The 11,437-nt window shown below is 49.2% G+C and carries 10 protein-coding genes; 3 read left to right on the top strand and 7 right to left on the bottom strand.

All coding sequences use genetic code 11. From position 1 onward, the window contains the following. From CWC33_RS08130 to serA, 3 genes are all read left to right on the top strand, one after another. A complete protein-coding gene (locus CWC33_RS08130) occupies positions 1–588 on the top strand; it encodes a 5-formyltetrahydrofolate cyclo-ligase (RefSeq protein ID WP_100691531.1) in 588 nt (195 codons plus the stop codon). A gap of 79 nt (positions 589–667) precedes the next feature. Further along, positions 668–1,339 (top strand): ribose-5-phosphate isomerase RpiA, encoded by a 672-nt coding sequence (gene rpiA / locus CWC33_RS08125; protein ID WP_088767548.1) that lies wholly within the window; start codon positions 668–670, stop codon positions 1,337–1,339. Beyond that, positions 1,339–2,565 (top strand): phosphoglycerate dehydrogenase, encoded by a 1,227-nt coding sequence (gene serA, locus CWC33_RS08120; protein ID WP_100691530.1) that lies wholly within the window; start codon positions 1,339–1,341, stop codon positions 2,563–2,565. Before rpiA ends, serA begins: the two co-directional genes overlap by 1 nt. On the opposite strand, the gene phoU is transcribed toward serA, so the two are convergent. From phoU to phoB, 7 genes are all read right to left on the bottom strand, one after another. Beyond that, positions 2,562–3,284 carry a phosphate signaling complex protein PhoU gene (phoU, locus tag CWC33_RS08115; RefSeq protein WP_088767546.1) on the bottom strand — a complete coding sequence of 241 codons (723 nt, stop codon included), beginning with the start codon at positions 3,282–3,284 and terminating at the stop codon, positions 2,562–2,564. The two genes, serA and phoU, sit on opposite strands and share 4 nt — an antisense overlap. 10 nt (positions 3,285–3,294) lie before the next feature. Next, the gene (pstB, locus tag CWC33_RS08110; protein ID WP_088769337.1) at positions 3,295–4,113 is read right to left on the bottom strand and encodes a phosphate ABC transporter ATP-binding protein PstB; all 819 of its coding nucleotides are present in this window, start codon (positions 4,111–4,113) and stop codon (positions 3,295–3,297) included. 46 nt (positions 4,114–4,159) lie between these two features. After that, positions 4,160–5,821 (bottom strand): phosphate ABC transporter permease PstA, encoded by a 1,662-nt coding sequence (pstA, locus tag CWC33_RS08105; protein ID WP_100691529.1) that lies wholly within the window; start codon positions 5,819–5,821, stop codon positions 4,160–4,162. Between the two features lie 22 nt (positions 5,822–5,843). Further along, entirely contained in the window at positions 5,844–8,111 is a 2,268-nt protein-coding gene (locus CWC33_RS08100; protein ID WP_100691528.1) for an ABC transporter permease subunit, read from the bottom strand. A gap of 165 nt (positions 8,112–8,276) precedes the next feature. Then, positions 8,277–9,257, bottom strand: coding sequence for a PstS family phosphate ABC transporter substrate-binding protein (locus tag CWC33_RS08095; protein ID WP_100691527.1), 981 nt, complete (start codon positions 9,255–9,257; stop codon positions 8,277–8,279). Between the two features lie 101 nt (positions 9,258–9,358). Beyond that, positions 9,359–10,654, bottom strand: a complete 1,296-nt coding sequence (gene phoR / locus CWC33_RS08090) for a phosphate regulon sensor histidine kinase PhoR (RefSeq protein WP_100691526.1) — start codon at positions 10,652–10,654, stop codon at positions 9,359–9,361. A gap of 17 nt (positions 10,655–10,671) precedes the next feature. After that, positions 10,672–11,358 (bottom strand): phosphate regulon transcriptional regulator PhoB, encoded by a 687-nt coding sequence (gene phoB / locus CWC33_RS08085; protein WP_100691525.1) that lies wholly within the window; start codon positions 11,356–11,358, stop codon positions 10,672–10,674. Positions 11,359–11,437: the final 79 nt, after the last annotated feature.

Raw genomic sequence — 11,437 nt, 5'->3', positions numbered from 1 at the left:
ATGACCCGACAAGAACTCCGACGCAAGTTACAGCAAATTCGCCGCAGCTTACCCCAGGACTATGCCGAAAAAGCGGGTCAAGCGGTGGCAGAGCGCATTGCACAGCGGCTAAAAGGGCTGTCACCTGAACAAAAGACGGTTGCGGTATACCATAGTTTTTCCGGCGAGCTGCCCACTCAGCGGGTTATTGAGCGGCTTTGGGAAAACGGTTTCCAAACGGTGCTGCCAGTGTTGCACCCATTCGCTAAAGGCCACTTACTGTTTTTACGTTACGCACCCGATACCCCTATGACCTCCAATAAATATGGTATAGAAGAGCCCGAACTGCGTGTAGACAACGTGGTGCCCCTCAGCAAGATTGATATTTTGCTGCTGCCGCTGGTCGGTTTCGATACAAAAGGAAACCGCCTGGGCATGGGAGGCGGTTACTACGACCGAACATTAGCGCAGTGGCATAACGGACATACACCCCATTTATTCCCAATTGGGCTAAGTTATGACGAGCAGCGGGTCGATGAGTTGCCTGTTGAAGCCTGGGATATTCCTTTGCCGGAAATTATTACGCCAACGAGACACTGGCAATTTTAACGGTTTTCGGTGTAAAGCGTTCGATAAAAACCAACAAAAACCTTATACTGACGCTAAAAGTCAAACGGGGAGTTTTACCATGTCAGGCAATGCAGATTCACTCAAAAAAGCCGCTGCAGAAGCAGCTATGCAATACATTGAAAACGGCACTGTTGTCGGTGTTGGTACCGGTTCCACTGTCAATTTCTTTATTGATGAGCTGGCCAAGCGGAAAGACGATATTGAAGGTGCGGTATCAAGTTCTGAGGAATCGACCAAACGCTTAAAAGCCCATGGTATTGAGGTATTTGACTTAAACTCAGTTGCCGACATTCCTATTTACGTTGACGGTGCCGACGAAATTAACGAGCACGGCCAAATGATAAAAGGCGGCGGTGGAGCATTAACCCGCGAGAAGATTATTGCGGCGGTGGCGGACAAGTTCGTTTGTGTCGCCGACGACAGTAAACGTGTGGGCTTGCTGGGTCGTTTCCCGTTACCGGTTGAGGTGATTCCTATGGCGCGCTCTTATGTGGCGCGGGAAATCGTCAAGTTAGGCGGTGACCCGGTCTGGCGTCAGGGCTTTACCACTGACAACGGCAACTGGATACTTGATGTCCACAACCTGGACATTATGAAACCCATGGAGCTTGAGTCTGACCTGAACAATATTGTCGGCGTAGTCACTAACGGCTTATTCGCGCAGCGTGGCGCCGACGTGGCGCTGATTGCACGCGAAGACGGCGTTGAAACTCTTAAGGTAGCAGGCTAATGCAAAAGTCATTGTCGAAAGACAAGATAAAAGTTTTATTGTTAGAAGGTGTGCACGACAGTGCCATACAGCTGTTTCGGCATCACGGTTATTCCAATTTAGAGATTTTGCAGACATCACTTAACGAAGACGAACTGTGTGAGAAAATTAAAGACGCGCACATTGTCGGCATACGCTCGCGCAGCCAGTTAAATGAGCGGGTCTTTGCGGCAGCAGAGAAACTCATCGCGGTCGGTTGTTTTTGCATTGGCACCAACCAGGTCGACCTTGAGGCAGCGAAAAAGCACGGTGTTATTGTATTTAACGCGCCGTTTTCCAATACTCGCAGTGTGGCGGAGTTAGTGCTGGCTGAAATTATTATGCTGCTACGCGGTATTCCTGAAAAGAACGCAGTGGCTCACGAAGGTGGCTGGCTAAAATCGGCGAAACAGTCTTTTGAAGCGCGCGGTAAAATACTGGGCATTATTGGTTATGGTCACATTGGCAGTCAGTTAAGTGTGCTTGCCGAGCAATTAGGCATGCACATTCGCTACTACGATGTGGAAGACAAGCTGCCAATGGGCAACGCTCAGTCAGTGGCCACGCTCGATGATTTATTAGCGCAAGCAGACATTGTGACACTGCATGTACCGGAAACCGAACAAACCCAGTGGATGATAGGCCGCCGTCAAATAGAGCGAATGAAGCCCGGCAGTTTATTGATTAACGCGTCGCGCGGCACAGTCGTGGATATTGACGCGTTGGCTGACGCCCTGTCTTCGCGCCATATTGCCGGTGCTGCCATTGATGTGTTCCCGGTTGAGCCGAAAGGCAATAACGATGAGTTTGTGTCGCCGCTGCGTGGTCTGAAAAACTGCCTGCTGACGCCACACATTGGCGGTTCAACCCTGGAAGCGCAGGAAAACATTGGTGTGGAAGTAGCCGGTAAGCTGGTGCGTTATTCTGATAATGGTTCAACGTTGTCTGCAGTAAACTTCCCGGAAGTCAGTTTACCCACACACGCGACCACACAGCGGTTGCTTCATATTCACAAAAACCAGCCAGGTATGCTGAATGCCATTAACCGTATTATTAGTGACAACCAAATAAACGTGGCGGGTCAGTATTTACAAACCGACGAGACGGTCGGTTACGTTGTGATGGATATCGACAGCGACAATGGCGCCGATATCCTGCAACAACTGAAAGACATTCCGGGCACCATTCGAGCCCGGCGTCTGTTTTAGTCAGCTTTTTTCCCCAAAACCGTGCGTTCCATGCTCTCCGGTGAGACATGGCGCACGTCTTTGCCTTTTACAAAGAAGATAATGTACTCGGCAATGTTCTGACAACGGTCACCCATGCGCTCTAATGAACGCGCTGACCACAGTACATCCATAATCTTCGGTATCGAGCGTGAGTCTTCCATCATGTAAGTCATTAGCTGACGCGTCAGTGCTTCGTACTGGCGGTCGGCCTGCTCGTCCTGTTGGTGTACGTCGTAGGCCGCTTCCAGGTCCATACGTGCAAAGGCATCGAGCACTTTGCGCAGCATGCTGAGAATGTGCTGACCTAAGTTCTCCAGACTCACTAACAACTGCTGCTGATCTTTGTTGAAGCTCTCTTTTGCTACTTTGGCAATACGCTCCGCTTCGTCACCAATGCGCTCTAAGTCGGCAATGGTTTTGATAATAGCAATGACCAAACGTAAGTCACTGGCTGCCGGCTGACGTTTCGCAATAATGTGCACACACTCTTCATCAATCTGCACTTCCAGCTTATTAATTTTGTGGTCACTGCTCAGGACTTTTTCTGCCAGCTCAACGTTGCCTTTTTGAATGGCTTCCAGCGCATCGCTTATTTGCTGCTCGACCATTCCGCCCATGCTCAATACCCGGTTACGCACAGCCTCAAGCTCTTCATTGAACTTACCGGAAATGTGCTTACTCATGTTCATTTTATCCATAACACTCTCCTTAGCCGTAACGACCGGTAATGTAGTCTTCGGTTTGCTTTTCCGACGGTGTCGTAAATAACGTGTCAGTGTCTGCGTATTCTATCATTTTACCCATGTACAAAAATGCGGTCTGGTCTGACACACGCGCCGCCTGCTGCATGTTATGGGTAACAATTACCACTGTGAATTTTTCTTTCAGCTCGGTAATAAGCTCTTCAATCGTTAACGTAGAAATTGGGTCAAGCGCTGAGGTTGGCTCGTCGAGCAGTAAAATTTCAGGTTCAATAGCAATAGAGCGCGCGATAACCAAACGTTGCTGCTGACCACCCGACAGACTGAACGCACTGGCGTTCAGACGATCTTTAACCTCGTCCCACAGAGCCGCGCCGCGAAGCGACGTTTCTACCGCTTCGTCTAATACACGTTTATCTTTTACGCCTTGCAAGCGCAAGCCATAGACCACGTTTTCATAAATGGACTTAGGAAACGGGTTAGGACGCTGAAACACCATACCAACGCGGCGTCTTAGCGCAGCAACATCAACGTTTTTGTCGTATATGTTCTGGCCGTGCAGCTCTATTTCGCCGTCAATACGGCAAATTTCCACCAGATCGTTCATGCGGTTAATGCACCGCAACAGTGTCGATTTACCGCAACCTGACGGCCCGATGAACGCCGTGACGCGATTTTTTGGAATGCGCATGGAAATATCATGCAACGCCTGATCTTCACCGTAATATAAGTCCAGGTTCTTAATATCCAACGCGGTTTGCTCAGCTGGCAAGTTGTGTAAGTCCAGCTTTTCCATGTTGCTTGTACTCGGGTTTACCGAAATCATAAATTCTGACCCTTTCGCTAATTCATCAAAATCTTCTTTGTAAACTTTAGTGCTCAAGTGAGCGGTATTTTTCACGTAAATGGTTACGCACACCAATGGCCGTCAGGTTCAGACCCACAATGACGGTAATCAGTAAAAATGAGGTGGCGTAAACCAGCGGCCGTGCCGCTTCAACGTTCGGGCTTTGGAAGCCAACGTCGTAAATATGAAAGCCTAAGTGCATAAACTTACGGTCTAAATGTAAGTACGGGAAGTTGCCATCAACCGGCAGCATCGGCGCCGACTTCACCACACCCACCAGCATGAGCGGTGCGACTTCACCCGCGGCTCGTGCAACAGCCAAAATAAGCCCCGTCATAATAGCCGGTGACGCCATCGGCAAAACAATACGCCAAATGGTTTCCCACTTAGTGGCGCCTAGCGACAAGCTGCCTTCTCGCAACGACGACGGAATACGTGACAAACCTTCTTCGGTTGAGACGATAACTACCGGCAATGTCAAAATTGCCAAGGTAACCGCCGACCACAACACACCCGGCGTCCCAAAGGTTGGGTTCGGCAGCGCTTCCGGATAGAAAATTTGGTCCAAACTGCCACCGACCATGTATACGAAGAAGCCAAGGCCAAACACCCCGTAAACAATCGACGGTACACCCGCCAGGTTAATAACCGCAATGCGAATGAGCTTGGTGACTGGGTTCTTTCCTGCATATTCGTGCAGGTAAACCGCTGCCACAACACCAAACGGCGTGACAATAATGGACATTAGCAGCACCATAAAGACGGTACCGAAAATAGCAGGGAATACACCGCCTTCGGTGTTAGCTTCACGTGGATCTTCACTCACAAACTTGCCAATTTGCTGGAAAAAGTGCCCCAGCTTGGCGAAAAAGCCCATGTCGTTTGGGAAGTTAACGTCCAACACCCGGTACATTGGCACTTTGACGTCTTCGCCACGAAAGTCTTTAACCACTAACGCGTCGCGCTGTGCCTGCTCACGTAAGTCGAACAGCTCTTTTTCGTAAACCTGATAATCGGCATTTAATTGTTCGCGCTGTGCCTGCAGTTCGGCGATAGCCTGATCGGTTAATTCGCCCTGTAACTCCAGGCGACGGCGTTCCAGCGTGAGCTCATTCAACTGGTAGTTAATAGACGATATTTCGCCTTCCTGTAAACTCATGGCTTGTTCATTCAGCTCGACCGCTCGTTCAACCCGTGCGAACATGACTTCACGAAAGTTGTCGTCACTTTGCGACGCAACAACGTCACCATTTTCGGTCACGGCAGTAATGCGACCGTAGAAGTTACCGTCTTTACTGCGCTCAATGACCGCCATGTCTTTTGGCGTGGTGTCTTCAGTAACCAGTGACTCCAGTACCCAGGTAAAGTCGAGCGGCACGTATTCGCGGTTACCAATTTTCATGAGGTAACGCGTGACGGTTTCTGACTCTATGTCGGCTAGCTCAATCATTGACTGAGGCAAGCGAGTGGTCGGAACCACTTCCGAGTCGTACACCTCACCAATAATGTGCTTGGTGCTGCCATCGGCCTGCATAATGTCCATTTCATGAATGGCGGATGGCCAGAAGAATGACAAACCGCGCCAGCCAATCATGATAACCAGCCCAATGACGGCAATTAGACTGACGCTGACCGAGCCAGCCGTTAGCCAAATCCAGGGTTTTCCGGTTCTAAACCACTTTTTCATCGTTAAACCTCAATTCCGCGGATTACATTGAGCTGTATTTGTCGCGCAAGCGTTGGCGCACAAATTCAGCAATGGTGTTAAAGAAGAAGGTGAATATGAACAACACAAAGGCTGCCAGGAACAAAATACGGTAATGCGAGCTGCCCACTTCCGACTCTGGCATTTCAACCGCAATGTTGGCAGACAAGGTGCGCATACCTTCGAAAATGTTCCAGTCCATAATAGGCGTGTTACCCGTGGCCATGAGCACTATCATGGTTTCACCCACAGCACGACCAAGCCCCATCATCACTGCCGAGAAAATTCCCGGACTGGCAGTAAGTAACACCACTTTGGTCAACGTTTGCCACGGCGTAGCGCCCAGTGCTAATGAACCGTTGGACAAGTGCTTAGGTACGCTGAATACGGCATCTTCAGCGATGGAGAAAATGGTTGGGATAACCGCAAAGCCCATCGCAATACCCACCACCAGCGAGTTACGTTGGTCGAAGGTAACGCCCAGTTCATTGGTGATAAAACGACGGGCATCACCGTCAAACACCACGTGCTCAACCCAAGTGCTTATTTCAAAGGAGAACCAGCCCACCGCCAAAACAACAGGAATAAGCAGTACCGCAGCACGGCCGTCATTCACCTTGCTCTTAATATGAGTCGGCAACTGGCTCCAAAGCGCCGCCATTAAGATAACGGCCAGTGGCACCAGTAGTAGCACGGCGACAAACCCCGGGAGGTAGGCCTCCACTAAAGGGGCCAACCATAAACCCGCAAGGAAACCAAGAATAACCGTTGGCAATGCCTCCATAATTTCCACGGTCGGTTTAACGTACTTACGCACCGATGGCGACATAAAATACGCCGTGTAAACCGCTGCGGCTAAGCCAATCGGCACCGCAAATAGCATCGCGTAAGCGGCGGCCTTTATCGTACCGAACGAAATAGGTACCAAACTGAACTTAGACTCAAAGTCGTCAGAACCTGACGTTGACTGCCAAGTGTAGTCTGGTTCAGGGTAACCTTCGTACCAGACTTCCTGCCACAAACCGCTCCAGCTGACTTCCGGGTGTTCGTTATCGACATCATAAAGGCCATAACCGTCTGCTGTTTTCATTAATAGGTAATTGGCTCGCGGATCGACCATGACAGCTTGAACTTCCGCATCGGCGGGTTTGCCTCGGTATAAGTCAGCTTCTGCCGTGGTGTGGAAAATGTTCATGTCACCGTTTTCAGATAACGTGTAGAACGTACGGCGATAATATTCGACTTCAACGTTAGTTACCGGTGAACCGGCGTCGAAGCTACGAATAAATTGATACTGGCGTCCGTCGTCACCCGGTACTTCAAACCATTGTGAGACTTTGCCCGAGTCGTGGGTTAACAATACCGATGACGCGCCAGCCAATAGATACATGCCGGTAGCATTACCCAGCTCGCGCGTACGCATAGGCAACAATTCACGCTCAGTAACGTTACCGCTAATCGAGATATCAAATACATGCACACGGTTGCCACGGCGAGCAATAACCTGTCGTAAGTCTGGCGTCACAACCAGGTCATCAATAGCGGTATTTAAAGGAACTTCGGTGTAGTTCGGCGTCAATGTGACGGCGCCTGTCATAAAGTTTTCTTCGGCAACAAAGTGCGTGATCAACAAAGTGCTTTTTTCAACGGCGGCAGCAAATAACATACCGTCGCCGTCGGTCTCATAAGCCAGTTTCTCAAGTGCCCGGCCTTGTTCATCAATAACTAATGGCTCGCCGTCGTTTTTCACTTCAAACCTTGGCGTAATAAGCCGTTCCACTTTATCGGTTACGGAAGTTGCCGCCGTTTCCGGAAAAGTAACGGAGAACTTAGGCTCAACAACCAGCGCTTCACCCGACGCTAACCCATAAGCGTATTGCTTATTCACTGGCAGAGTCTTAGCAAAGCTGGTGATGTCTTCTGAGCCCACAAAGGTCTCACTCAGTAATATGTCACCTGAACGACGATCGTTTTTGTTGATAAGCGAGAAAAACTGCAGCTCACCGCTTTGTAAAAAGCGATAACCAATTTCTGCCTGCTCTTCCATACCAACCGCTTCAACTTGCCCCGCCTCAGGCAAGTTAAAACTGTTCACTTTTTTCAAGCTCACCGACTCGAATATCGGCTGCACCACATAAAGCAGGTAAAAGAAGATCAAAAGCAGTGCGACCAATACCATAACGCCGCCAGCCGTTACGCCATAACGTGCGAAACGGTCTTTGAACAATCGCATGCGATTGGCCGACAGCTGTTGGGCAGATTGTGTTGCCATTGTGACCTCGGACTCTAAAATGACTTCAAATTTAACTGAGTGATAGTGTAGTAAAGTTTTATGACAGTACTGTTACAGTACCGTCATATTTTCTTCACCAAACTGTCAAAATAGAAAAAAGCCGGCAGTTTCAAAGAACTACCGGCTTTGTTATGACGTAATTTTTTAGTGACTAAGGCCGAGTTTTTTCAGCTCTGCTTCGACCACTTGCTTCGGCAAGCCGATATAGCCGTCTTTGTTCACAATGTCCTGGCCTTGTTTTGACAGAATCATTTTCATGAACTCAGCTTCTGCTTTACCTAATGGTTTGTTCGGGTGCTTGTTCACGTATACGTAGAGGAAACGTGCCAGCGGATATTTGCCTGCCAATGCGGCTTCACGTGACGCTTCAATAAAGTCGTCGCCGTCGCCCTTAGCAATCGGTACCGCTTTCACACCCGAGGTGACATAACCAATACCTGAGTAACCAATCGCATTCAGTGATGTAGAGACTGACTGAACAACTGACGCTGAGCCGGGTTGTTCGTTGACGTTTGCACGGAAGTCACCGTCACACAGTGCCACTTCTTTAAAGTAACCATAAGTACCGGATACCGAGTTACGGCCGTAAAGCTGTAAGTCGCGGTTAGCCCAGTCACCGCCTAAGTCCAGATCACTCCAACGGTTGACTTGCTGGTTCGCACCACATTTACGAGTTGACGAGAATATTGCGTCGACTTCCGCAATGGATAAACCTTCAATTGGGTTGTCTTTATGTACGAAAACCGCTAACGCATCGATAGCAACTCGCACTGGGGTTGGCTTGTAGCCGTGACGCTTCTCAAACGCTTCAATTTCTTTTGACTTCATAGCGCGGCTCATTGGGCCAAAGCTTGACGTCCCCTCGGTTAATGCCGGCGGCGCAGTTGAAGAGCCTGCCGCTTGAATTTGAATGTTAACGCTTGGGTACATGCGCTTAAACTCTTCGCCCCAGAACGTCATCATGTTGGCCAGGGTGTCAGAGCCCACTGACGATAGGTTGCCTGATAAACCGCTGACTTTTTCGTACTCTGGTAGGTCGTCAATTGCTGCTGCCAGCGAGCTGAACAGTAACGTGCCCGCTGCGACTAAACCAGTTAATGTCTTGTTCAAAGTTGATTGAAACATGTTTTTCACCTCTGTGGGTTTTGTCTAAATTCAAGGAATCGTTCTTCGATGATAAGTAGTTTAAGAACGATTTGTGACAGCTTTATGACAATGTGAAAAATTTATGACTTAATTAATCCGTGCGGCAGTTGAAATGCAAAACAACTGCCTTTGCCCGGTGTACTGCTAATATCCAGTTGAGCGTTATGATGTTCGATGGCTTGTTTCACAATAGATAACCCCAGCCCAGTTCCACCACTGGCACTGTTACGGTCTTCATCAATACGATAAAAACGTTCAGTCAATCGCGGTAGGTGCTGCGCGGGTATGCCTTTGCCATTATCGGTGACACTGAACTCGACACCACCTGAGGTTTCTTTCCAGCACACCTCTATTTCGCCGCCCTCCGGCGTGTAACGAATGGCGTTCGTGATCAGGTTCTGCATGGCGCTGCGCAGCAATGACTCTTTGCCATAGATACGAATAGGGTCAACCTTGAATATAAGGTTATGCTGCTTCTGTTCGTTGAGGCGATGAGCTTCTGTTTGCAGTTGTTCCAGTAAAGCAGGTACGTTAACTTCGTGATCAAACACATCATCACTTGGCGTTTCCATGCGTGACAGAACCAGTAGTTGGTCAACCAGATTGGCCATGCGATCACTTTGTGCATTCATGTTCTCGACTGCTTTTTTTAGCATCGCCGGTGGTGTTTGCTCCGGCTCTTCCATCATTTCCAGATAACCCTGCAACACAGTCAGTGGCGTTTTTAATTCGTGCGATACGTTAGCAACAAATTCACGCCGCATAGAGTCCAGGCGTTTAACCTGGGTAACATCGCGTGCGACTAATAGGTACTGGTCTTCGCTGTAAGGCATAATGCGAATTTCGATGTCGAGACTGTCACGCACCGGTGAGGGTATCGTCAAAGCATCGTCAAACTGCCCTTTACTAAGGTATACCGAGAATTCCGGATGACGAATAAGGTTGGAAAGTCGTTGTCCTGCGTCGTCCGGCCAACGAAGGCCAAAATAAAATTGCGCGAGTTTGTTGCTCCACAACAGAGCACCGTCTGCACGAAACACAATAGCTGCGTCCGGCAATGCTTCTGCCGCCTCCCGGAAGCGTCTTAACAAACGGGCTAACGACTTGCGCCGCTTTTGACTGCGCCGTTGCGAACGATAAATGCCGTCGTAAATATAGGACCAGCTACCCGGCGCCGATGGCGGCATGAGCGTACGACTTTGCCACAGCCACTTAATGAGCTTTTGCTGATAAAAGTAATGCCAGCAAACCAGGCCCAGTAAGGCAAACGTCAGCAGTGGCCAGAGAACATCGAACAGCCAACCAACAAAAATAAACGGCAGCAAAAAGAGAGCGAGATTACGCAGCGACTGCCAGTTTGAATAGTCTCTGTCCATATCAAGCAGACCCGCTGTTAGCGACTTGAGAAACGATAACCAACTCCACGAACGGTCTGGATTAAACGGTCGTAACCATGGTCAGCCAGAGCTTTGCGTAAGCGGCGAATGTGGACATCAACCGTTCTGTCTTCAACGTACACGTTTGTGCCCCACACGTGGTCCAGCAACTGTTCGCGGCTGTACACCCGCTCTGGGTGTGTCATAAAAAAGTGCAGGAGCTTAAATTCAGTTGGCCCCATGTCGACGCTGTTGTCGGCGACTGAAATGCGGTGCGATACGGGGTCCAGCTTAAGCCCTTCAACTTCCAATGGCTCGTCTAATACTGTTGGCGCAACACGTCTAAATACGGCACGCATGCGAGCCATGAGCTCTTTTGGCGAGAACGGCTTAGTAATATAGTCGTCGGCCCCTACTTCCAGCCCTTTAATTTTATCTTCTTCTTCACCACGAGCGGTCAACATAATAATAGGAATATTGCGGGTGAAGTCATCGCCTTTAATTTTTTTGGCGAGTTGAATGCCTGAGCCACCGGGAAGCATCCAGTCAAGCAATACCATGTCGGGGTATGGCTCGGCAATTTTACCGACAGCGGCGTCAAAATCATGAGCTTCGACTGCTTGATAGCCGTGTTGCTCCATAACAAAGCTCAACATCTCACGAATAGGTGCTTCATCTTCTACAATTAGAATTCTACGCGACATGTGTTTAGTCCCTTATTGGATCAGTTGAGCCAATTATTACTAAAGAATATGACATTTTTATGACCAGCGACACATTGCT

The organism is Idiomarina sp. X4 (genome assembly GCF_002808045.1).
Taxonomy (GTDB): domain Bacteria; phylum Pseudomonadota; class Gammaproteobacteria; order Enterobacterales; family Alteromonadaceae; genus Idiomarina.
This window is presented reverse-complemented; position numbering and strand designations above follow the sequence as displayed.

Excerpts from the sequence above, each read along its gene's own strand:
- phoR (WP_100691526.1), bottom strand. The coding sequence starts at position 10,654 with ATGGACAGAGACTATTCAAACTGGCAGTCGCTGCGTAATCTCGCTCTC.
- CWC33_RS08095 (WP_100691527.1), bottom strand. The coding sequence starts at position 9,257 with ATGTTTCAATCAACTTTGAACAAGACATTAACTGGTTTAGTCGCAGCG.
- phoU (WP_088767546.1), bottom strand. The coding sequence starts at position 3,284 with ATGGATAAAATGAACATGAGTAAGCACATTTCCGGTAAGTTCAATGAA.
- rpiA (WP_088767548.1), top strand. The coding sequence starts at position 668 with ATGTCAGGCAATGCAGATTCACTCAAAAAAGCCGCTGCAGAAGCAGCT.
- serA (WP_100691530.1), top strand. The coding sequence starts at position 1,339 with ATGCAAAAGTCATTGTCGAAAGACAAGATAAAAGTTTTATTGTTAGAA.
- CWC33_RS08130 (WP_100691531.1), top strand. The coding sequence starts at position 1 with ATGACCCGACAAGAACTCCGACGCAAGTTACAGCAAATTCGCCGCAGC.
- pstB (WP_088769337.1), bottom strand. The coding sequence starts at position 4,113 with ATGATTTCGGTAAACCCGAGTACAAGCAACATGGAAAAGCTGGACTTA.
- CWC33_RS08100 (WP_100691528.1), bottom strand. The coding sequence starts at position 8,111 with ATGGCAACACAATCTGCCCAACAGCTGTCGGCCAATCGCATGCGATTG.
- phoB (WP_100691525.1), bottom strand. The coding sequence starts at position 11,358 with ATGTCGCGTAGAATTCTAATTGTAGAAGATGAAGCACCTATTCGTGAG.
- pstA (WP_100691529.1), bottom strand. The coding sequence starts at position 5,821 with ATGAAAAAGTGGTTTAGAACCGGAAAACCCTGGATTTGGCTAACGGCT.